The 21049-nt window shown below is 59.1% G+C and carries 22 protein-coding genes; 8 read left to right on the top strand and 14 right to left on the bottom strand.

Going from position 1 to position 21049, the window contains the following annotated elements:
• The first annotated feature begins 28 nt into the window (after positions 1 to 28).
• Together C2L64_RS23615 and C2L64_RS23610 are read left to right on the top strand one after the other, a co-directional pair.
• Positions 29 to 418: a DoxX family protein gene (locus C2L64_RS23615; protein ID WP_009769889.1), complete on the top strand. Its 390-nt coding sequence runs from the start codon at positions 29 to 31 to the stop codon at positions 416 to 418.
• A gap of 58 nt (positions 419 to 476) precedes the next feature.
• Complete coding sequence (locus tag C2L64_RS23610) at positions 477 to 1325, top strand: aldo/keto reductase (protein ID WP_009769888.1); 849 nt, start codon at positions 477 to 479, stop codon at positions 1323 to 1325.
• Between the two features lie 303 nt (positions 1326 to 1628).
• Here the strand turns inward: C2L64_RS23610 and C2L64_RS23605 are convergent, their stop codons facing one another.
• From C2L64_RS23605 to C2L64_RS23595, 3 genes are all read right to left on the bottom strand, one after another.
• On the bottom strand, positions 1629 to 2042 hold the full coding sequence (locus C2L64_RS23605) for a DoxX family protein (RefSeq protein ID WP_009769887.1): 414 nt from the start codon (positions 2040 to 2042) through the stop codon (positions 1629 to 1631).
• Between the two features lie 48 nt (positions 2043 to 2090).
• A complete protein-coding gene (locus C2L64_RS23600; protein WP_039902023.1) occupies positions 2091 to 2789 on the bottom strand; it encodes a pirin family protein in 699 nt (232 codons plus the stop codon).
• A gap of 257 nt (positions 2790 to 3046) precedes the next feature.
• On the bottom strand, positions 3047 to 3853 hold the full coding sequence (locus tag C2L64_RS23595) for an alpha/beta hydrolase (RefSeq protein WP_238554824.1): 807 nt from the start codon (positions 3851 to 3853) through the stop codon (positions 3047 to 3049).
• Between the two features lie 375 nt (positions 3854 to 4228).
• On the opposite strand from C2L64_RS23595, the gene C2L64_RS23590 reads away from it, so the two are divergent.
• A complete protein-coding gene (locus C2L64_RS23590; RefSeq protein WP_009769884.1) occupies positions 4229 to 5158 on the top strand; it encodes a LysR family transcriptional regulator in 930 nt (309 codons plus the stop codon).
• Positions 5159 to 5283: 125 nt separating this feature from the next.
• On the opposite strand, the gene C2L64_RS23585 is transcribed toward C2L64_RS23590, so the two are convergent.
• Positions 5284 to 6207: a LysR family transcriptional regulator gene (locus C2L64_RS23585; RefSeq protein WP_007734268.1), complete on the bottom strand. Its 924-nt coding sequence runs from the start codon at positions 6205 to 6207 to the stop codon at positions 5284 to 5286.
• A gap of 202 nt (positions 6208 to 6409) precedes the next feature.
• Between C2L64_RS23585 and C2L64_RS23580 the strand changes: the two genes are divergently transcribed.
• The 5 genes from C2L64_RS23580 to C2L64_RS56110 all read left to right on the top strand — a co-directional run bounded on the left by C2L64_RS23580 (position 6410) and on the right by C2L64_RS56110 (position 9801).
• Positions 6410 to 6988 (top strand): YceI family protein, encoded by a 579-nt coding sequence (locus C2L64_RS23580; protein ID WP_007734266.1) that lies wholly within the window; start codon positions 6410 to 6412, stop codon positions 6986 to 6988.
• A gap of 77 nt (positions 6989 to 7065) precedes the next feature.
• Entirely contained in the window at positions 7066 to 7971 is a 906-nt protein-coding gene (locus C2L64_RS23575) for an NmrA/HSCARG family protein (protein WP_009769883.1), read from the top strand.
• Positions 7972 to 8173: 202 nt separating this feature from the next.
• A complete protein-coding gene (locus tag C2L64_RS23570) occupies positions 8174 to 8590 on the top strand; it encodes a carboxymuconolactone decarboxylase family protein (RefSeq protein ID WP_238554823.1) in 417 nt (138 codons plus the stop codon).
• A 316-nt stretch (positions 8591 to 8906) separates the two neighbouring features.
• A complete protein-coding gene (locus C2L64_RS23565) occupies positions 8907 to 9182 on the top strand; it encodes a hypothetical protein (RefSeq protein ID WP_009769881.1) in 276 nt (91 codons plus the stop codon).
• Positions 9183 to 9411: 229 nt separating this feature from the next.
• On the top strand, positions 9412 to 9801 hold the full coding sequence (locus tag C2L64_RS56110) for a hypothetical protein (protein ID WP_158660535.1): 390 nt from the start codon (positions 9412 to 9414) through the stop codon (positions 9799 to 9801).
• 323 nt (positions 9802 to 10124) lie between these two features.
• Here C2L64_RS56110 and C2L64_RS23550 read toward each other — a convergent pair whose 3' ends face one another.
• The 10 genes from C2L64_RS23550 to C2L64_RS23505 form a co-directional block, all read right to left on the bottom strand.
• Positions 10125 to 10760 (bottom strand): malonic semialdehyde reductase, encoded by a 636-nt coding sequence (locus C2L64_RS23550; RefSeq protein ID WP_007589899.1) that lies wholly within the window; start codon positions 10758 to 10760, stop codon positions 10125 to 10127.
• 1105 nt (positions 10761 to 11865) lie between these two features.
• Positions 11866 to 12957: a porin gene (locus C2L64_RS23545; RefSeq protein WP_007589901.1), complete on the bottom strand. Its 1092-nt coding sequence runs from the start codon at positions 12955 to 12957 to the stop codon at positions 11866 to 11868.
• A gap of 240 nt (positions 12958 to 13197) precedes the next feature.
• Entirely contained in the window at positions 13198 to 14178 is a 981-nt protein-coding gene (locus C2L64_RS23540; RefSeq protein ID WP_007589902.1) for a fumarylacetoacetate hydrolase family protein, read from the bottom strand.
• 18 nt (positions 14179 to 14196) lie between these two features.
• Positions 14197 to 14670 carry a VOC family protein gene (locus C2L64_RS23535; RefSeq protein ID WP_007589903.1) on the bottom strand — a complete coding sequence of 158 codons (474 nt, stop codon included), beginning with the start codon at positions 14668 to 14670 and terminating at the stop codon, positions 14197 to 14199.
• A gap of 56 nt (positions 14671 to 14726) precedes the next feature.
• Complete coding sequence (locus C2L64_RS23530; RefSeq protein WP_039901735.1) at positions 14727 to 15758, bottom strand: CDP-6-deoxy-delta-3,4-glucoseen reductase; 1032 nt, start codon at positions 15756 to 15758, stop codon at positions 14727 to 14729.
• A gap of 392 nt (positions 15759 to 16150) precedes the next feature.
• Positions 16151 to 17014, bottom strand: coding sequence for a fumarylacetoacetate hydrolase family protein (locus tag C2L64_RS23525; RefSeq protein WP_007589905.1), 864 nt, complete (start codon positions 17012 to 17014; stop codon positions 16151 to 16153).
• Positions 17015 to 17034: 20 nt separating this feature from the next.
• Positions 17035 to 18291 (bottom strand): MFS transporter, encoded by a 1257-nt coding sequence (locus tag C2L64_RS23520; RefSeq protein WP_007589906.1) that lies wholly within the window; start codon positions 18289 to 18291, stop codon positions 17035 to 17037.
• Between the two features lie 78 nt (positions 18292 to 18369).
• A complete protein-coding gene (locus tag C2L64_RS23515; protein WP_007589907.1) occupies positions 18370 to 18867 on the bottom strand; it encodes a flavin reductase family protein in 498 nt (165 codons plus the stop codon).
• Complete coding sequence (locus tag C2L64_RS23510) at positions 18864 to 19739, bottom strand: VOC family protein (RefSeq protein ID WP_238554794.1); 876 nt, start codon at positions 19737 to 19739, stop codon at positions 18864 to 18866. Before C2L64_RS23510 ends, C2L64_RS23515 begins: the two co-directional genes overlap by 4 nt.
• A gap of 52 nt (positions 19740 to 19791) precedes the next feature.
• Entirely contained in the window at positions 19792 to 21039 is a 1248-nt protein-coding gene (locus tag C2L64_RS23505; protein WP_007589909.1) for an acyl-CoA dehydrogenase family protein, read from the bottom strand.
• Positions 21040 to 21049: the final 10 nt, after the last annotated feature.

Raw genomic sequence — 21049 nt, 5'->3', positions numbered from 1 at the left:
CGTACTCGCTCTTGCGGGACGAGTCCTCATGGCTGCCGTTTTCATTGCGGGTGCCATCGGCAAGCTTGACACGCCAGCCGCCACAGTCCGCTACATCGCTTCGGCCGGGTTGCCTGCGCCACTGGTGGGGTTTGTCGGTTCGATGTTGCTGGAACTCAGCTGCGGCTTGTTGCTGATCTTCGGTTATCTGACCCGGACAACAGCCGCGGCGCTCGCGGCATACTGTGTGATTACCGCACTCCTGTTTCATCACTCGTTCGTCGATCACAATCAGGCTATTCATTTCATGAAAAACCTGGCTATGGCCGGTGGTCTGCTGGCATTCGCGGGCTATGGCGCCGGCGCTTTAAGCATTGATCACTTGCTTTCCCACTCTTCCGCTCGCTCTGCCTATGCCAGATATCCTGCAGCTCGGTAAGACGCGGATGTAGCTGACGGATTACCTTTCTCAAGTTCACGAATTTCCTGGATTTTCAATGCTGAACGTACAAGCAGGTGACGCCCTGATCCCGGCGTTAGGTTACGGCACCTATGGAATGAGCGACGGCGAAATACATCGGTTGCGGCCTGAGGCGCTTCGTGCTGGCTTCCGACATATCGACACGGCGCAGGTTTACGGAAATGAGGCCAGTGTCGGCCAATGCGTCGCAGCTTCGGGAATCCCCCGGGCCGAAGTTTTCATCACGACAAAAGTCTGGGTGTCCAACTATTCCTCCCAAAGATTTGGAGCATCCGTCGATGAGAGCCTTCGCAAGCTCAAGACGAATTACATCGATCTCCTTCTTCTGCACTGGCCAGGCAGCGACATTCCGCTGCCGGAACAGGTTGCAGGACTCAACGCCGTCGTAAAGTCCGGCAAGGTTCGTCATATCGGCGTCAGCAACTTCAATCGCAAGCTCATGGAAGCCGCCACTCAGCTTTCGCAGATTCCGCTTGTCACCAACCAGTTTGAATACCATCCCTATCTGGATCAGTCATTGCTAATCGAGCGTACTCGCAAAGCCGGTATGGCCGTAACAGCGTACTGCGGCATGGCTGTTGGGCGGGTGTTCGCGGACGATACCTTGAAAGAGATTGCGGCAAAGTACGACAAGACTGTCGCTCAAATCGTTCTGCGGTGGCTCGTTCAACAGGAAGGAACCGTCGCACTTTCTCGAACCTCTCACGCGGAGCGGCTTGCACAAAATATTGCAGTGTTTGACTTCGAGTTGAGCGGTACAGACATGGCAGCTATTCAAGCACTAGCGCGACCCAATAGCCGAATTGTCGATCCTCGCGGACTCGCACCGGTTTGGGACAGTACCGAACATCGATCGAAGCCCTGACCGAAATCTGGCGCGGCGGCAATCGCGCCTGGCCTGCATACGAGATTCGGCGCAAGCGAACGCTCTGTCGAACGTTCCATTGCACCGATTCAAATCATGTCGCGTGAGTCACCTGGAAGAAGCTCATCTCGCCGATTCGTCTTTCGACACATTGAAATTTCACTTCTCATATGTCCGGTCGAACAGCTTGCCTTGATGACGAGCGCCGGCAAGCTCGATTGCGCCCGGTTGCAAGGTGGCTTTCCCGACGTGAGACGAGCACTACACGGTCACGCAAGTGATCGCCTCCATGGATTCCGTCGCTTAGCTTGCTTTCAGAGATCCGAGTCGCGATGCCACCCGTCCGTCCAAGCTGAATGCCCCGGCACCGAAATACGTAATCTGCAGCAGGCCGCCCGCCATCATCACGTTCTTGAGAAAGTGAATCATCTGGTTTTGATCAGCCAGATTACGGTGAAAGAAGACTGCCGTAGCAATACAGAACACTGCCATCACCAGCGATGCAAAGCGGACGCGATAGCCGGACAACAAAAGCAGACCGCCGCCCAGTTCGATCAGCACCGCCATGAGAAAAGCGAGCGGCGGCAACGGCAGGCCAACTGCGCCGATATAGCCGACAGTTGCGGTATACGCCGCAAGCTTGCTCAAGCCGCTCATGACAAACGGCGCTCCAATCAAGACACGGCCAACCAGCGGAAGAAACTTATAACTTTCCATAACAAACTCCTGAAATTACGATCACGTAAGTGGAAACAAAAAAAGAACTCAGCCGGCGTCCACCATCACCAGTTCTGAGTCTTCGAGAGCATTGATCCGTACGGTCTCGACCCCCGTGATCGCGACGCCATCGAGAGGTCCCATTGGCTCGCCGTTCACGTCGATTCTTCCTGCCGCGACGACAAGATAGGCTTGCCGCGCGCTGCTTAACTCCTGCTCAATGCGGTTTCCTGCCTTTAGGCTTGCGCCAAGCAGGCGCGCGTTCGCGCGGATCGGAAGCGCCTCTTTGTCGGCATCGAAGCCGCTTGCCAATACCACGAAGCGCCCTGCGCGACCGCCCTTCGGGAAAGACTTTGTGTCCCACCTCGGCTCGCCACCCGATACGCGTGGCACCAGCCATATCTGATAGAGCTTGAGCGGCACGTCACCTTTATTGAACTCCGTGTGCCGTATGCCCGCCCCTGCGCTCATTACCTGGATGTCGCCAGCTTGAATGGTTCCTTCGGATCCTAAAGTGTCGCGATGTCCCACCACGCCTTGACGGACATAGGTGATGATTTCCATGTCGCGATGTCCGTGCATCGGAAATCCGCTGCCGACTGCGATCTCATCGTCGTTCCATACGATCAGTGGGCCCAGTGCCCGATGAGAAGGATCATCGTCAGCGCTAACCGTGAAGTGGTGCTTTGCAGTCAGCCATCCAAGATCGGCACGGCCAAGCGATTCCCAACGTCGATGTACAAGCATCTTTTAAAACTCCCGCATATATCCGGCAAAGTGAAGCGCCATTGCTTCTGGTAAAACGAAACGGGTCGACATCTTCGTCTATTCGTGGAGGTCGTATGGATCGCGAGAGGAATCAGCGGCACTGGACATCGTTCTGATGGCCTTGACCGGGTCGAAGCTAACTGATGTGCGGTCTGGTCTGCCGACGTTCGGCGGAGTATCGCAACGACGGGAAGACGCGATTGCGAATACCTGGCAGCGCCTGAGCTAGACCGCCCTCAAGGCGCCACTGCTTGCAATTTCTCAGTGAGAAACATACCGACGGCATCCAGTGCCTGCGATGCGGCCTTCAGCTCTCCAACGCCGCCGGCGAATCCATGAGGCATCCCCATCCACACGTCCAGCCGGGCATCGACACCAGCTTCAACAGCGCGTTCGACATATCGACGCGAATCATCCAGTAGCACTTCGTCGTCTCCCACGTGAACGCTCAGCGGCGGCAAGCCCGCAAGTCGCCCGTAAAGCGGCGATGCCAGCGGATGTGCCGGATCAACGCCGCCAAGATACGCACGCACGAGATCGGACACCTGTGCACGCGTGAAGAACGGTTCGGCATCTGCACGCGTCTCGTAAGTCGCACTCGAAAGCGTGAGATCGGTAACTGGCGAAAATGCGGCCACGGCGGCAAGACTCGCCTTCGAGGAAACCTCTCCACTGGCGATTTGCGAAGCCATCACGAGGGCGAGATTGCCACCGGCAGAATCGCCCGTCACGGCAATCCGTTGAATCGCCCTCTGATCAAGTCCTTTATAACAAGCCACCATGTCTTGAATGGCCGCGGGGAAAGGATCTTCGGGAGCCAGCCGATAGTCCGGAACGAATGCGCTCACGCCTGCCCTTGCCGCGATATGCGCGACAAAATGCCGGAACGCATCGGCGGCGCCGAAGTTGAACCATCCACCGTGTAAATGGAGAATCACTTCATCGCTACGGCAATATGCAGGGTGAACCCAAATCCCGCGAATGCCGCCAACCGTGTCGTGTTCAAACGCAACGTCATCGCGCGGCAAAATGCTTTCCATCATCGCGTCGAACGCGACGCGCGCAGTGATGCCCCACGGCTTGCCTTTCGAGGAACTCGCCGAGGCTCGCATCCTTGCGGTAATGGTGGCATCCTCGGCGTCCAGCGGATGCGTTATGACGAATTCGCTCGATGCATTGTCGGTAAAAGAACTGTCCATGGTCGTCTTCTCTAATACGCGGGCGACATGCCCTGTTCACGTGCAAGATTGCCCGTTGCCCTTGAAATGGCACAAAGGCACTCAGCGACTTCACACACATCGGCAAACGGTTTGAGCCATCTGCCGAATGCTATGCCCACAACGGTCAGCCGCACATCTCCTGAATTGCAAAGCATCATTGCTTCTGGTAGAACGAAAAGACCCAACCGAAGGCCGCCAATGAATCAGATCACTGACCTCAATGACCTTCGGCTCTTCGCGGAGGTGGTCGAGCATGGAAGCTTCACTTCGGCTGCCCGTGATCTCGGCGTGCAGACGTCGAAGCTGAGTCGACGCATCCGCGCACTGGAAGAGGAACTCGGCGTCCGTCTGCTCAATCGCACGAGCAGGAGCCTGTCGTTAACGGAAACCGGGCGGCAGTTCCACCAGCATTGCCTCGCGCTGGTGGCGGAATCGAAGGCCGCCAAAGACGTGATTGACCGAACCCGGTCTGAACCACAGGGCACGGTACGGATCAGTTGCCCGGTCGGATTGCTCAGCTCTGGCGTATCGGAAATCGTTGCGCGATACGTCGAGGAGAACCCTCACGTCCACGTCCTGATCGATGCGACGAATCGCCGTGTAGACGTAGTCGAGGAAGGCCTGGACTTCGCCATTCGGGTCAGACTTCCGCCGCTGGTAGATACCGATCTCGCGGTCCGTCAACTGGGTTTGTCCATCCAGATTCTGGTCGCCAGCCCGGATCTCGGGGCACGTCATCCCGTACCTGAGTCGATTGAAGCCCTGAGAGAATGGCCCACCCTTTCAATGGCTAACAGCAGCGAAAAGTTTGTCTGGAACCTGTTGGATGCCGATGGCCAGTCGATGTCCTGGAACCATCAACCTCGCCTGGCAACCGATGATCTCGCCAGTCTCCGGATGGCGGCGCTACGTGGCATCGGTGTCGCGATGCTGCCTCGCGAACTCGTGGACGCCGATATTCAGGCCGGTAAGCTGAGGCACATATTGCCGGAACTGGCTTCGACGCCGGGCCTCGTGCATGCGATCTTTCCCAGCCGCCGGGGCATGGTCCCGGCCGTTCGTCACCTGCTAGATGCACTTGTTGCGGGTTTCGAAGAACTGAACGGGAAGTGGCAGGGTGGGGTTTGAAGCGCGAGATTCCAACGGGAATCGCAAACTCAATTGTCTCTCGCGCCTGCCTCAGTTCGCACCGGTCAAAGCAAGCGCTTAGGTCGTGCGGGCGTGAGAGAACCGATTCGAAGCGTGGCGGACACTTATCGGTTGGCATCATTCTGTGACGTATCGATCATCGCTTCGCCGAGTCTCTCCGTAAGAAACTCAGCGAAAACGGCTACTGCGGGTGGCACCGGCGGGCGACTCGTGTAGACGAGCTGCAGGCCGAAGCCGGTGCTCGTGCGCCGATAGGTCGACAGCACGCGCACCAGTTTCCCCTGCGCAATGACGGGGTCAACAATCAACTGCGGCAGCAACGCAATACCCAGTCCCGCTATACAAGCCTGCGCCAGCACTCGCATGTCATTGACCGCGAACCGACTGTTGATCGACACCTCCTGACTCCCACGTGGCCCTTGCAAACGCCACGTACTGCGACCCTGGCGATTGGAAATGGTCAGACAGTCGTGTTCGGCCAGTTCGCGCAACGTGCGTGGCGCAGGGCGCCGTTTCAGATACGCAGGACTCGCCGCGAGGATCATCGCAGTCGGCGCCAGCCGACGTACCTTGAAGCCGCTACCCGTCTCGATGCCCATGCGCAAGGCCAGATCGATGCGCTCGGAGATCAGATCAGTCGGCGTGTCGTCGAGCAGGAACTCGAGGCTGATGTGTGGATAGCGCGCATAGAACTCGACGAGCCATTCCATGCCGATGAGTTCGAACAGGCCGGCCATCGCGGCAACGCGAACCGAGCCGGAAGGCGCCTGCTCATCCGCGTGGAGCCGCCCGATCTCCAGAATCTGGTCGAGCGCCGGCGCATAGCGCTCGAACAGCGCCTGACCATCCGTGCTCAGCGCGAGCTTGCGTGTCGATCGATGCAGCAAACGCGTGCCGAGTTGCCCTTCGAGCTGATCGATGCGCCGGCTCAGCGTATTCGACGGCATGCCCAAACGGCGCGCCGCCTCGGAGAAGCTACCCGCGCGGACCACCTGGACGAACATCGCCAGATCATTCAGATCAAGCATTGCATTTCTCCATAAATGGATTAATCCAATCCCATTTTACCGTCTAGTGCGGGTCGACTTTCATCCCCATACTTCAGGAACGTATTCAGGAAGTACTCAGCGCAGAGCAAGTTCGATCCGGCGAATGCCGTGCAAGGTCGCGATGACGCAGAGCGGAGCGGCGCAGACGGCTGCGGCAACTTAACGTTTCAAGGAGTTTGATTTGAAGAAGCATCTGATGATCGCGGCCGGCGCACTCGCCACCTCGCTATCGTTTTCAGCATTCGCGGGCGTGTCGACATACCAGATTGATCCGGACCACACGTACCCGAGTTTCGAGGCCGACCACATCGGCGGTCTGTCGGTCTGGCGTGGCAAGTTCGACAAGTCGCAGGGCACCGTCACGCTCGATCGCGCAGCGAAGACCGGCACCGTCGAAGTGACGACCGATATCGCGTCCGTCCACACCGGCAGCACGAAGCTCGACGAGAAGCTGCAGTCGGATCAGTTCTTTGACGCGTCGAAGTTTCCGGAAGCCACCTACAAAGGCACGATCAGGTTCGTCGGCGACAAGCCGGTCTCTCTCGTCGGCAATCTGACGATGCATGGCGTGACCAGGCCGCTGACGCTGCAAATCGACTCTTTCAAGTGCATGCCGCATCCGATGCTCAAGCGCGAAGTGTGCGGCGTCGACGCAGTGGGCGAATTCGATCGCAGCAACTTCGGCGTCGACTTTGGCAAGACGTACGGCTTCAGCATGAAAACGAAGTTGCTCATCTCGGCCGAAGCACTCAAGCAGTAATCCCGTGCGCAGAGAGACCGCCACGCTCGTTGCGTGAGGTAGCACCGACCCAACAACATTCTCACTAGAGAGCAACCATGTCTAACACCCAGAAGCTCATTGCCGTCGTCGGCGCGACCGGTCAGCAAGGCGGCTCCGTTGTGCGGGCGCTGCAGGCGAGCGGTCATTTCAAAGTGCGGGCGTTGACGCGCGATCCGGCCAAACACCCGCAGCTCGGCGACGAAGTCGTTCTCGCGGATTTCAATCGTCCGGAAACGCTCGAAGCCGCGTTTGCCGGAGCATACGGTGTTTTCCTGGTGACCAACGCCTGGGAAGCGGGTGCGGACGAATCCAGGCAGGCACTCGCCGCCGTCGACGCGGCGAAAGCGGCCGGCGTGCAACACTTGATCTGGTCGACGCTCCCCAATGTGGAAGTGATCAGCGGCGGCAAGCTCGATGTCCCGCATTTCACGGACAAGGCAAAAGTCGAACGGATCGTGAGCGAAGCCGGATTTGCCTACCACACGTTCGTGATCGCGCCGTTCTATTACCAGAACCTGGTCGGCGCAATGGCTCCGCAGAAACAGGTGGATGGCACTGAGGGTTGGGCGCTGCCGCTTGATCCCGAACGGCGGGTCATCCATATGGGCGACATCGCGGAACTCGGCCGCATCGTGGCGGGTGCGTTCGAGCATCCGGAGCTCGCAGGGCACGGTGAACACTTGCCGCTTGTCGGCGATTTCCTGAGTTTCAGCGAAATCATCGCAATCCTGAATCGTCAAGGAAACAAGCTGTCGTTCAGTCAGGTATCGCGCGAGGTCTTTGCTGGCTGGTTCCCGGGTGCCGCGAGCGTCGCAGCGATGCTTGCCTACTTCGAAGCGCACACGTATCTCGGCTCGAATTCGCCCGACGCGATCGTCCTCGCCAACAAAGTCGCCGGCAAGCTGCCGACGGAGTTTGCTGCGTGGGCTAAAGAGAACTTCAAAATCCCGGCATCCACCTGAAAACACGTCGCTTCGAACGATACGGCGCCTTGCTTGACCTGTTCGAAGCGCACTCTCAAACCACGAACGAGCTAACGAGCTAATACCCATGAGGCGAATTCCTACCCACACCGTCGACGACGCGCCCGTTGCGTCGCGTCCGCTTCTGCAAAAGATCGCCCAGTCTTCGCCCACTGGACGCCCTCTGAACCTGCATGCCCAGATGGCGCACTCGCCGGCGGTGCTGGCGGCGTACGCGTCGCTGCGCGCAGTGACCGCCGAGCACGGCACCTTCGATCCGAAGGTGAGCTGGGCGCTCAATCTCGCCACTGCTGTGATGGTCGGCAGCGACTACATGATTGGGATCGCCAGTCGATTTGCCCACGTCAACGGATGGACGGACGCGGAGATCGCCGCCCTGCGGGCAGGCACGACGACGGGCGACGCAAAGATCGACGCGCTGACGCGTGTGGTCCGGGAAGCCGCCGCCAATTCGGGAAACGTCACCGACGCCACCTGGAAAGCCGCTCAACAAGCCGGCTGGAGCGATGAGCACCTGACCGAGGCATTCGCATTCTTGGGGCTGACAATGTTCACGGGGTACTTCCTCAACTACGCGCAAACCGACGCTGACACCTGATCGGCCACCTCGTCTTTGGTCACCTTGAACGGCAGCCCCGTCCTGCGAGAGTCGGCGCGCGGTAAAATCCCATCATGTTAGTCAGCCGAAGTTCTGTCGCCGGGTGCCTAAAGTTTCGGGTTTTTTCGACAATTAAGTGGATTTTTTTTATCGCATAAGAATCGACCGCATGCGAACGATGCCACGGATACCGAATCATCGGTTACATCAATCCCGCGAGAGTTTTGCCTGATCCTGCAAACGGATGCACGGAGGGATCTTCTGCGGCTACTATGGAAGAACTGATACAACTCACGCATCCATTTCGTTGCCCATCATGAGCGCCCACACCTTCACAGAAATTGCGCGGCTCGTCGCCCGTCATGCGAAAGTCGAATGCACCAACGCCACAGCTGTCGAAAGCCTGGTGTTGGTACGGTACACGGGCAGTGTCGTGCGTGGCGTCTTTGTCATCCAGGAAATCGTGTTCGTCGACCAAGTCGGTTCGCGAATTCTACCCACGACGCCTTATTGCGACACTGCCCGGGAAAATGCGCTGATTGTTCAAATACTTACCGCCGAAGGAATTGTGTCACCGCTCGCGGCTGCTTGACCACGCAGTCCAGAGCCGGACGTATGCCGATAAGGCAGCGCTCCCGACGCATCCGGGCCTGCAGCAATCGGTGAGCCGAAACGGCAGCGGCTTGTCACTTGAAAGACCACGTTCACCCGAGACAACACTCAAGATAACGGCGTGCGAATGCGCTGCGGTGTGCCGGTCTCATCGGTTCCGCGTTGTCCGGCCTCCACGTCCCGCCATGACCTGCATAGCAACATGCACAGTGAAATCGCGCCTCGAGAAGCTGGACGTTCACGCGATAAGGTACTTCACGACCGCAGCGCCAACACTTCGTTTCGAGCATGCGACGATGGGCCGGACACACGCTCAGCTTTTCAAGCTGATGCACAACACTGTGGTAGTCATGAGCGAGACAGCGACGACAGTAATGGAATACGTCGCTATAGCGTCGCCGTCCGACCGGATCCATCAGGGCGGCTCGCAGCATCTCTACAGGCAACCCGAGGCTCTCCTGCAGCCGGATCATATCCACTACCTCTCGCCGCGGTACGATGCCTTCATAAGGATCGACGTCCAGCCCCATGAGCCGGGCTACAACTACGCCCGACAGGGCGTTGGCCGTCTTGAACTTCCACAGAATCGAGATCAGTGACTTATGCGGGTACAGCCAGCTCCGCCTGAACACGTAACCCAGGGCCGGAGTCAGCCTGCTCTCGTCAAGTGTGAGAATCGGGAACGCTGGCTCACTCAGCAGCCTGGCGCTACGAGGCGGCGACGAGGACGCGTCCGGTTGCATGGCGTGACTGGACATAACCGCAGTGCCTCACAGCATGGTCCCACAGGACCTGATCCGGGCAATACCCCCGTGCGTCCCGGTCTGTTGCAGTAAGGCGATCCGCTATGATGTGCGGCACAACATAGCGGATCGCCTTACTGCAACAGAACCGTTTGATTTTGCACGGCCGATGAAAGGATCTATAGAAGGGTGCAGGCTTGATCGAATTCGAGACGCGGAGCTCGCGCAAACAACTTTGACTTGTCGCCGTACCCGAGATTGCAAAGGAAGTTAGATTTAATGTGACCCTCGGGAAAGAATTCTTGGGTGGAATTCGGCTCGCTTGTTCCAGCACCAAAAAACTCTTCGTCGATCTTTGCGTTGTCGAACCCCGACATTGGTCCGCAATCCAGTCCTAGCGCACGCGCAGCGAGAATCATGTAGGCGCCTTGCAAACTGGAGTTGCGTTTCGCCGTAACGTCGACTAGCTCCGGTGCATTTGCGAATAGGTCACGCATGCCAGGATCGTGCGGGGACAGCTGTGGCAACTTCTCGTAGAACTTCAGGTCGTGAGCGACGATGGCGGTCACCGGGGCGCTCATCGTCTTCTCCACGTTCCCGGGAGCGAGTGCCGGCAACAGCCTCTCCTTTGCCGTCTTGGTACGTAAGAAAAGGATCCGTGCAGGATTTCCGTTGGCGCTGGTGGGAGCCCATCTCATGAGGTTGTAAACCTGGCGCAAGGTCTCGTCCGACACCGGCTCGTTTAGCCACGCTCTGTATGAACGTGCCTCACGGAACAGAATATCGAGCCCTACATCCTCTATAGCGTTTCTCATAAACCCTCCTAGTACAGAAGGCCGCAATTGACTCGCACGTTGTGCTCGCTCACACGGCTACGATCAAACACCTCACGCCAGCACGGCAATCCATTTGCCGCGCAGCTATCCACTGCCAGAGCCAGTTGAGTGGCGGTGGTCAGCCTTATCATTCCGCTTTGTCTACGTCGTGTCACTATTTGCTTACGATCGGATGCCCGATTGCAGAGGTTGCTCCGAGAGAACCTGCCACGTCGGAGAGCGTGGAAAACCGCAAATGCGAGATACTGCCCAGCGGGAAGTAAGGCACAAATGCAACACCTTGAACTGCAAGCGCATCGACCAGTGAATCGTCTTGACGATGCATCACGTTGACATGTTCTGCACGCAGACTACCGGCGCGATCGATTGCGCCTCCCTGATTTCCGCGGCCGTAACATTACGCCGGGACCGGCGAGCTGCATGGCAGCCATAGCCCATTCGGTTCACTTGGCTATCACCGTAAACGTCCTGGAAGTCTTTGTTTTCGTCATTGCAAAAATCCTTTATTTGTTCATCTTGCTTGCATTTACTCTCGATGAAGGCACCCCTAGTCCTATGTCATCGTAGTCGCGCAGCACTTACCGCCAAAGGCTTCAAGCAACGCGGCGGCGCACGACGCCGCTGCCCCCTCTGTTCTACGACATGGGAAGCGCTTCCATTGAGCCCGGGGCAGAGAAAGTGAGTCATTTCGTTCCACAAGGAACCACTCAATGAAATGCACATCGGTGTCCGGGAATGAGGAACACTTTGAAAGGCCAACGAACCTTCGTCTGATAATAGGCTGGCAACGAGAGCACGCATATGTCCTGAATTGCAATGCAACTTTGCGCTCGGTAGAAGGCCGAACGAAGGAAAGAAGAATGTCCGAAGTACTGAACCAGGTGCACGCGGCGGATTTAAACCCAAGTGAAGGAAAGGTATGGCGTGAACGCTGTGGCCCCCTTACTGAGTGCGGATCAGGCGACGGCGGCATGTTGAACGCTCCGTCCATCTCGGCGACGCGGTCATAGCAAATTTGCACCCGCGCCTGAGAGTCATGTGGACGCCAACACGCGCGGCGCGCAGCCCGCTCTATCGCGATGGATCAAAACTTCTGTTGCAGACCGAGCATGACGCCAAGCTGATCCATGCCGGTCCCGACAGTGCCGCCGGCTGCAACGGCGTTGGCGGCCAGCGCGCTGTTGAACATGTACCCGACCGACGTGTACACCGTGACGCGCTTCGATAGCAGGTAATTCACGCGTCCGACCAGCAGCGTCGAGCTTGCGTCATTCTTCCCCGCCGGCCCGCGCTGCAGGTAGCGCACGCCCTCAGCGTCGAAGTAAAGCGCTGGCGTGGCATAGTACGTCGCTCCCGCGAAGAAAATATCGTACTGCAAATGGGTCGCGGCCGCGAGGTTGTTTCTGACCCAGCCGGCACCGACTTTAGTTGGGCCTAAAATCACGTAACCATCGACGATATTGTGCGTATCGGTGTACGCGCTGTTGTTGAGCGGTGGCGAAGCGCCCGCGCCACCGCGCGCCACGTCATAAGACACGGCCACGCCAAAGCTCGCCGAATCGTACGCGAGCATCGCGGTGTATTGCCGGCACGCAACGAAGTTGCCCGCCACCTGGCCTGCGCAGTTGGTCGCCGCCGGTCCCGCAGGGCCTGCCGCGTCACGGCCAAAGCTGTATGTGCCGCCGAGAGTGAAACCATGGAATTTGCCGAGATAGCCAACCGCATTATCGCTGCGCGCGTTCGGAATATACGGATCAAAACTGGCCATCGAATGAATCGAAGGGCCGATCACATCCGCATTCGTCAGCGCGTACATCGTCATGTTCATCTGCCGGCCGAGAGTGACCGAGCCGTAGTCGCTGCTTACGCCGACGTTCGCTTGCCGACCGAAGAGGCGTCCGCCGTAGTTCAGTTGCCCGGTGCCCGGCTGAAAACCGCTCTCCAGGACGAAAAATGCCTTATAGCCTCCGCCAAGATCTTCGGTGCCCCTTATGCCCCAGCGCGACGGCACTTCACCGGTCAGAAAAGGTATCCCAACCGACGATCCGCCGCTGGTTGTTGCGTGGTTGTAGTACGACACCCCAGCATCGACGATCCCATATAGCGTGACGCTGCTTTGGGCGTATGCGACCCCTGACGCCGCGACGAGCAACGCCGCGCTCCATTGAGTTTTCATGACGATCAAAATCTCCACTTTTGTGGCGCAATGCCTGGTTTTTAAAGGCCGGTGAAACGAAGATCTATGAGTACTGAAATATTTAGTATTACTAATGTTTTGAATGTCAGTAAGGTACGGTGATCCGACCAAAACTTTTGTCGTCGCAACAGCTTTTTATATGGCGGTGTTCAAGGCAACGGCCGTGTGAGGAATGCGGGACGGGCAACGCATGAGCACCGAGTCCCGCGAGCTGGCCCCTCAGCTATCTGTTCTGGTGGCGTCGTGTGCCTTGAACATGCTCTTGAGCGTTCCAATGTGTTCGATCCACACCTCGATTTCGTCGCCGGGCTCGATGAACTGCTTATGCGGCATGCCGACACCAGCCGGCGTGCCGGACAGGATCACGTCGCCCGGGTACAGCGTCACCCGGCTACTCAGGAAAGCGATCTGCTCGGCCACGCTAAAGATCATTTCGGCCGTGCTCGAATCCTGACGCACCTCGCCGTTGCGCCAAAGACGAATCCCAAGTGACTGCACATCCGGAATGTCTTCTGCCGGCGTGATCCAGGGTCCTAGCGGACAACTGCCCTCCCAGCACTTCTGGGAGATCCAGTCGAAGTGGAACGGTGAATGCACGCCAATGTAATCGCGTACGAATACATCCCGTAGCGAGAGATCGTTTGCTACGGTGTATCCCGCAACATACGACAGCGCATCCTCGACTGCGACGTTGCGTGCTGGACGGCCGATGACCACCGCGAGTTCCGCTTCCCAATCAACGTTGCGACTGTATGGCGGCAAAGTCACCTGCTCGCCGGTACCAGTGACCACCGAACACGCAGGTGCCTTGATGAAATGCCACGGCGCCCCCGATACCGAGTGCGGGTCGGGCGACGGCGGCATGTTAAACGCCCGGTCCATTTCGGCAACGTGATCATAGTAATTTGCACCCGCGCCGTAGATGGTTCGCGGAAGCAACGGCGCAAGCAGCTTTACCTCATCGAGCGCGAGGCTCGGCAACGGCGACTTCGAAGACGCAATGCGTACCGCCGCCTCGCGCAACAGAGGGCCAAAGCTGTCCCACCGTTCGATCAGGTCAGTGACCGTCTGGTCACACATGTCAAGCTGAAGCAGCTCGCCCAGTTGTGGGCCATACGGATAGACACGCTCGCCAATCAGCAGACCCGCACGTGTTCGACCTTCGTCGTCAAAACCCAGCAGATGATAGTGATCGTTCATGTCGAATTGTCCTGGTGCTTAGAAGCGATCGCCGAAATCGAAAACATCGTCGTGCTGGAAACCCTCGTAGTACTGAAACTCCCACCAGTTGTAGTCGAGGTCCTGAAGATAGAACGAGTACACGCCGTGTTGCAGCGTCGTTTCGGTGATCTGGCGAATCTTGTATTGATCCTTGTATTCGTGCGCTGCACGATGCGCAGTGTCGACTTCTTCCCGGGTGCGCACGTCCAGTCCCCAGTGGGTCAGAAACGAGACGTCGTGAATCTTGTCGCCCACTTCGACGCAGAACACATGGAACTTCAGGCCCAGACGGAACGCAAACGCAGGCGCCGCATGGCGCACCGTTTCAAGGCCGAGGAACTCCTCGTAAAAGCGCCGCGTCTCTGTAATGTCACGGCACTCCAGCGTGCCGTGGCCGAGCACATAAGGCCGATTGATCGCGCGGTCGTTTTTTAACGGCACAACGGCGTCGTCAGGGATTTCAAGCATCATAGGATGTCTCCATTGTGTCAGGTGCAGTTGATGTATCGATCTGCGATTGGGTAGCACTACGCTGCGGTTTCGGCCTGCGTCAGGAACGCATCGGCGTGGAAGGCCGCTGGGGGAAGCCCGCACGTGCCCGTGAAGTCTTCCCGTGCTGCGTTGACCATCGCCGGCGCGCCGCACGCATAAACCTCATATCCCGAAAGATCCGGAAAATCGTCGACCACCGCCTGATGAACCCAGCCCGTGCGCCCGGTCCAGTCGCAATCCATTCCCGGTTCGGACAGCACCGGCACGAAATGGACGTTCGGATGATCCTCCGCCCATTTGTATGGCAGGTCGGCCAGATACAGGTCGCGCCGCCGGCGGCCACCCCAGTAGATGTGGAATTCACGGGCGCTCCCGCGTTGCAGTGCATACTCGACGATGGCTTTTACAGGCGCGAAGCCGGTTCCGCCCGCGAGCAGAATGACGGGCTTCCCGGTCGCCTCGCGCAGGAAAAACGCGCCGTAGGGCCCTTCGAAGCGAAGCATCTGCCGCGTGGCAAGCTCCGAGAAAACCTGCTCGGTAAAGCGACCACCCGGATGATGGCGGATGTGCAACTCGATATGCGTCAGCGACACCGGATCGGGCGGCACGGCGATCGAGTAGCTGCGGCGCACGCCGTCCGGCAGCAGGATGTCGATGTACTGACCGGCGCGGAAGAAGAGGTTTTCGTTCAGCGGCAGGCGCAATCTCAGAACGGCAACATCAGGCGCGGGCCTTGTAATGTCAGTCACCCGGCAGGGGAAAGTCGAAGCCCTGACGACATCGAGGCCGGTCAACTCCTCCACCTCGATGGTCAAGTTGGAAAGCGGTTTCGCCGAGCATAGCAATGCGTAGCCGTCCTCGCGCTCCCCGGGTGGCAGGGCTCGCTCGAGTACATGTCCGTGCTCGACCCGACCCTCCACGACGCGCCCCTTGCAAGCGCTGCAAGCGCCCGAGCGGCAGCTATAAGGAACGAAAAGACCGGCCTTCATGGCTGCCGCCAGCACCGTTTCCCCGTCCTCGACGACATAGCGATTTCCGCTTGGCTTCAATATGACTTCGTAACTCACTTTCAATTCTCCATTCCCGAGTCCAGCCTCCACCCAACTACCCTTCACGTTCCGAATCCGCCGCCGGTGTACCGGCATCTGGTTGTCGTTCAGAACCCTTGCGTTACACCCACCGCCACACCCTGCGAATTCATCCCGACAGGCCGCGCGACCGGAATCGCGGTCATGCTGCAACGACGCGCCCGTTGTTTCGGCAAATTGACTTTCCAGATCGGAAAGGCTGTTTCCAAGCCATCCGGATCTTTGATTCACTGCCGCGAGGCGCCATTCCGCTCAGCGCCGGCATGGCCACCGTGTTCCCATACGTCGGGATTCACGCTTCGTGTATGCCAACAGCGCCGAACACACTCCAGCGTGTTCCGTGCTTTACGCGTTCGTGTTGTCCGTCTGGCTCACACCGGTTCGGCAACGACCCGATTCTCAATCGCCCCGATCCCTTCGATTTCGGCCCGCATCACATCGCCCACTTTCAGGTACACGGGCGGGCTCATCGCGACGCCCACGCCCGACGGTGTCCCCGTCGCCAGCAGATCGCCCGGTTCTAGCGTAAAGGCAGTGGACAGGTGAGCGATCTGGTCGTAGATGTTGTGGATCATCGAACCTGTCACATCGTCCTGACGCAGCTCGCCGTTCACCCACATCTGCAAACGCAGGGCGAGCGGGTCACCGAGCTCGTCGGGCGTGACGATCCATGGGCCGGTGGGTCCGCAGGTATCGAACGACTTGCCAATCGTCATCGTCTGGGTGGCGAGCTGCCAGTCGCGCACCGACACGTCATTGCACACCATGTAGCCCGCGATCACCGAGCTCGCTGCGTCGCGGCTCACGTGCCTGCAGCGCTGGCCGATCACCACGCACAGTTCGACTTCGTAATCGAGCTGGTTCGATGCTGCCGGCAGATGTACATCGCCGAACGGGCCGTTGATACACGAAACCTGCTTGTTGAACCAGACCTGGGTCGGTGGTGTCTGCACGCCGACCCTGGCCGCCTCTGCCACGTGTTTGCGATAGTTCATGCCGATGGCGAGAAACTTCGACGGGTTGGGCAGAGGTGCGAGCAGCGTGACCTCCGACAACGCGACGGCATGGCTGCCGCGTACGGCACGCGCACGCGTCATTGCGTCCGGACCGGCCTGCAACAACGCCATCATGGTGGCCGGCAAGTCCGGATCGTTGCGCGGCAGGTCAATTACCTGGTCGCCTTCCACCTTGCCGATCGAGACGGTGCCCTGATGCTGATAAGTAACGAGTTTCATGAGTGTCGAAAAAGAATGGGTTATGCAAGACTCGGGCGGGATGGATCATCCGCCGCGTGCTCGTGCGCGGGAGTGTGAACGGGATATGGGTAATCACGCGGCAGTCGCAACAGCAGCCATCCGGCGCAGGTGAGCAGGCCTAAGAACGCCATCAGCGCGGGTCGGTAGGAGCCCGTAGCATCGTAGGCCACGCCCATCACGAAAGGCCCGAGTCCGGTGCCGACAGTGAACACCGCGAATAGATAGCCGTAAATCTGACCAAACGCACGCAAGCCGAAATATCGGCTTTGCAGGTAGCCGATCAGATCGACTTCCGCGCCCATGCCGAGACCGACCAGCACAGCACCCACAGTCGTGAGCGAAACGTCGGCGCTGCCCAGCAGTGTCAGCACGCCCACTGCCGGCAGGATCACGAACGCGATCGCGACGTGGGGACCGAAAAACCGGTCGAGCAGGAAACCGCACAACATGCGCCCTGCGATCAGGGACGCTCCGATGCCCGAAAGCACGGCGACGGCCTGGCCCGCCGGGATGCCTCGGTCAGTCAGCAACGGGACAAGATGCACGACGGTACCGTTGACAACAATTGGAATGCATAGGAACACGACTGCCAGCTTCCAGAAATTCCGGCTGCGCACTGCCTCGTCCGCTGGGAGTCCTGCCACGCCGGGATTGCGCACGTTAGCTTGCGCCGTGCGAGGCGCGCCATCCGGGTCACGGACGAACAGCCCGACCGCGAGAAATGCAACAGCGAACACGGTCATGCCGACAGCGACATACGCGCCTCGCCACCCGAATCTGTCGAAATACAGCTGTGTGAGGCGGGGCACGAGCGTCGCACCCAGTCCCACACCCGTCATGGCGATGCCCATGGCGAGACCGCGCTGTCGATCGAAGGCCGCGGCGATCGCCTTCGCATAAGGCAGCGGCGCTTGCCCGCCGCTGAACAAGCCCATACACGCGAACATGGCAAGAAACACCGCGGGAACGGCCGGTGCCAGCGACATCGCGGCGATGGCCAGCGCGAAAAGCGTAATGGCAGCCAGCGTGATCCGCCGGATTCCTCGCCTGTCGATCAGTTTGCCGGCGATGGGCGTAGCAATCGCGGCGAAGATCGACCCCAGCATGACCGCGGCGGACATCACTCCGCGATCCCAGCCGAACTCCGTCATGATGGGCTTCATCAGCACCGAGGTCGAAAACTGCAGGACGGTGACATTGCCGACCGTCAGTCCGAGGACCGATCCGAACACGATCCACCAGCGACTTCTAAACATCCGTTGCACTATCGTCTCCAATTGACACTATTGCCGTCAGGGATCCCCCGAGTCGGGGCTGCGAATCCGGGCTCGTCGTTATACGGTCGCACTTTGCTCGAGGAAGCGGCCGGCATGGAACAGAAGCGGGGATTCACTGCCGTAGTAGAAGCGCTCGACCTGACCCAAAATCATGACGTGGTCGCCATAGGGCTCGATGCTCGTCGTCTTGCATTCGAAGCAGGCCAGCACGTCGCCGAGCACCGGCACGTCACCAAGACCCGCCTGAACGCGTTCGCTGTACGGCGCGAACTTGTCTTCCGCTGACTTCGCGAAATGGGTCGCGAGGTCTTGCTGACCGGCAGCCAGAACGTGCACGGCGAAGTATCCCGAGTCTCTGAACACCGGCAGGCTTGGCGCCCTGTCGTTCAGATACCAGGCGACCAATGGTGGATCGAGTGAAACCGAGCAAAACGAGTTGATGGTCAGTGCGGCCTTCCGGCCATCATCAGTGCGGGTCGTGACGACACAGACGCCAGTGGCAAAACGTCCCAGTGCGCTGCGCAGCTCGCGGCTATCGATAGAGGACGTGCTCATACTTTTTCTCCAATCAAATCAGGCGTGGCGTTCGCGCCGGCACGGGTGAAACAGCGCGGATCGCGCACCGATCCCCAGTAGTCCAGATTGCCGGGAGTGGGCTCCATGCGTCGCGGCTCACGAGGATGAGCTTCAGCAAATGCTTCCATGCCGAAGCTGTACTCCATCGTCAGGCCATCTGGGTCGAGGAAATACAAAAAGACGCTGTCGGAAGCCGGATGCCGGCCTGGTCCAAACACCACATCGGAGTTGGCTGACTTCAGGCGCGATAGCGCCCGGCCAATGTCGTCGATTTCCGTCACCATGAAGTTGACGTGGTGCAAACAGCGACGTTCGAATCTCGCGATGCCAATACCGTGGTGGTAAGGATTCGGCCAACAGCGCATGAAGGTGACGAATTCGCCGAGCGAGTCCGACTCCCGGAAGTTCAGTACGTCACGCCAGAATTCAATGGCGCGCGCCGCGTCGGGTGTGTTGAAGACAATATGCCCGAGCCGCTGGATGCGCGTCACCGAATGCCGGAATGGACGCTCTGAATCAGGCAGAGGCACGTAAAACTCCAGCGTCGCGCTCACTAGCGGTTCAAATACCCGCACGGCACGCAGTTGCGCGCGTGCGTGACACGTATCCGGTTCGGTTTCGTGCACGTCGAGACCGGCCTCAGTGAGTCGCTCGATCAGTGGCTCGAACTGCGCCATGTCCTCCAGCATGAAACCGGCGCACCGGAGTCCCGCTTCAGGGGCCATGTGCAACACCACGTTGTGGTGATCATGATCGCAGCGCAAGCGGATCTCTCCGTCGTGCCCCGTATCGACGTATTGGAGCCCCACCACCTGTTCATAGAAGCGGCGCGAACTCTCGAGATGAGTCACGTTGAGTTCGACGCGCCCTAGTTTCCGATATCGGACCATTGCGTGCTTCCCCTTAATATTGGCCGCGCGGCGGCAAACCGAGTCGCATCTGTCCGTACATCGTGGACACCGCGTGCCAGTTGACGCTGATGTGGTGCGCAACGGCATTGATATCGCGCCAGGCACGCTGGATACCACTGTCCAACTGGATGCCGGTTCCGCCCACGACGTCATACAGCGCATTGATTGCCTCGACGCAGAGACGCACCGCGTACGCGTGACCTCGGCGAAGGTTGATACGTTGCTCCTTGCTCAACCTTGCGCCACCGTCGACCCACTCCGTAACAAGTTGCAGGTCACGTTGCAGAATCAGTTGTGCGGCGTCGACTGCTGCTTCGGCATGCGCCACCGCCGACTGGACATGCCCGAACTGGGCAATTGAAGCGCCTCCGCCCGCGAACGCACCGCGGGTGGCGCGTGCAGCGATACTGTCGACGAATTCATCAAGCGCACCGCGCAGTGCGGCCACTGCCGGGTTTGCCAACAACGGCGGAAACCCACTCAGGAAAGGCACCCGGTAAAGTGCCGAATCGTGGATATCCGCACCTGGTGCGTCCTGCTCGAGAACCTCTGAAAACGACACCGTGCGATGCATCGGAACGAACACTTCCTCTTCGATCACGATGTCCTTGCTGCCGGTGCCCGCGAGACCAACCGTGAACCATGTGTCGACGATCCGGTAGTCCGCCTGCGGCACTAGCAGGAAAATCGGCCGGGGCGGCGCCCCCTCGGCCTGCTCTACCATCGCACCTAGCGACAACCACTGCGCGTTATCGCTATTGCTTCCGAAGCTCCATCGACCCTTCAGCCTGAAGCCGCCCTCGGTTGGCGTGGCCTTGCCAGTCGGTGCAATGCAGGAGGCAATCAGCGCGTCTGGCGACTTGCCCCACACATCGAGTTGCGCCTGTTCAGGAAACATGCCGACCACCCACGACGCCGCGGCACTCAATCCGTAACACCAGCCGGTTGACGCACAACCCTGACCGAGTTCGAACGCGAGGCGGCGCAGTGCCTCCAAGGTTAGTTCATATCCGCCAAAACGCAGTGGCTGGACCACCCGATACAGACCGGCTTCCTTGAGCAGGTTCGTGACGTCCGCCGAAACGCGACGGTCCTGTTCAGTCTGACGCGCGCGTTCCGCGAGGAGCGGCCGCAGTTGAACGGCGGAATCCAGCAAGCGTGCGAAAACGTCAGTGTCCGTCGATGCCGCACCAGGCGATGTGGGTTGCCGCTCGTCGACGGCGCTCAAAATCGGTGTCATTCCTGTTTCC

The organism is Paraburkholderia hospita (assembly GCF_002902965.1).
In the GTDB taxonomy this organism is placed as follows: Bacteria; Pseudomonadota; Gammaproteobacteria; order Burkholderiales; family Burkholderiaceae; genus Paraburkholderia; species Paraburkholderia hospita.
Note: the sequence above shows the minus strand (reverse complement) of the source record. Positions and strands in the feature narration are given on the sequence as shown.

Bases quoted from the DNA above. Each gene is read 5' to 3' on its own strand.
- C2L64_RS23615 (WP_009769889.1), top strand. From the start codon at position 29: ATGGCTGCCGTTTTCATTGCGGGTGCCATCGGCAAGCTTGACACGCCA.
- C2L64_RS23610 (WP_009769888.1), top strand. From the start codon at position 477: ATGCTGAACGTACAAGCAGGTGACGCCCTGATCCCGGCGTTAGGTTAC.
- C2L64_RS23605 (WP_009769887.1), bottom strand. From the start codon at position 2,042: ATGGAAAGTTATAAGTTTCTTCCGCTGGTTGGCCGTGTCTTGATTGGA.
- C2L64_RS23600 (WP_039902023.1), bottom strand. From the start codon at position 2,789: ATGCTTGTACATCGACGTTGGGAATCGCTTGGCCGTGCCGATCTTGGA.
- C2L64_RS23595 (WP_238554824.1), bottom strand. From the start codon at position 3,853: ATGATGGAAAGCATTTTGCCGCGCGATGACGTTGCGTTTGAACACGAC.
- C2L64_RS23590 (WP_009769884.1), top strand. From the start codon at position 4,229: ATGAATCAGATCACTGACCTCAATGACCTTCGGCTCTTCGCGGAGGTG.
- C2L64_RS23585 (WP_007734268.1), bottom strand. From the start codon at position 6,207: ATGCTTGATCTGAATGATCTGGCGATGTTCGTCCAGGTGGTCCGCGCG.
- C2L64_RS23575 (WP_009769883.1), top strand. From the start codon at position 7,066: ATGTCTAACACCCAGAAGCTCATTGCCGTCGTCGGCGCGACCGGTCAG.
- C2L64_RS23570 (WP_238554823.1), top strand. From the start codon at position 8,174: ATGGCGCACTCGCCGGCGGTGCTGGCGGCGTACGCGTCGCTGCGCGCA.
- C2L64_RS23565 (WP_009769881.1), top strand. From the start codon at position 8,907: ATGAGCGCCCACACCTTCACAGAAATTGCGCGGCTCGTCGCCCGTCAT.
- C2L64_RS23550 (WP_007589899.1), bottom strand. From the start codon at position 10,760: ATGAGAAACGCTATAGAGGATGTAGGGCTCGATATTCTGTTCCGTGAG.
- C2L64_RS23545 (WP_007589901.1), bottom strand. From the start codon at position 12,957: ATGAAAACTCAATGGAGCGCGGCGTTGCTCGTCGCGGCGTCAGGGGTC.
- C2L64_RS23540 (WP_007589902.1), bottom strand. From the start codon at position 14,178: ATGAACGATCACTATCATCTGCTGGGTTTTGACGACGAAGGTCGAACA.
- C2L64_RS23535 (WP_007589903.1), bottom strand. From the start codon at position 14,670: ATGATGCTTGAAATCCCTGACGACGCCGTTGTGCCGTTAAAAAACGAC.
- C2L64_RS23525 (WP_007589905.1), bottom strand. From the start codon at position 17,014: ATGAAACTCGTTACTTATCAGCATCAGGGCACCGTCTCGATCGGCAAG.
- C2L64_RS23520 (WP_007589906.1), bottom strand. From the start codon at position 18,291: ATGTTTAGAAGTCGCTGGTGGATCGTGTTCGGATCGGTCCTCGGACTG.
- C2L64_RS23515 (WP_007589907.1), bottom strand. From the start codon at position 18,867: ATGAGCACGTCCTCTATCGATAGCCGCGAGCTGCGCAGCGCACTGGGA.
- C2L64_RS23505 (WP_007589909.1), bottom strand. From the start codon at position 21,039: ATGACACCGATTTTGAGCGCCGTCGACGAGCGGCAACCCACATCGCCT.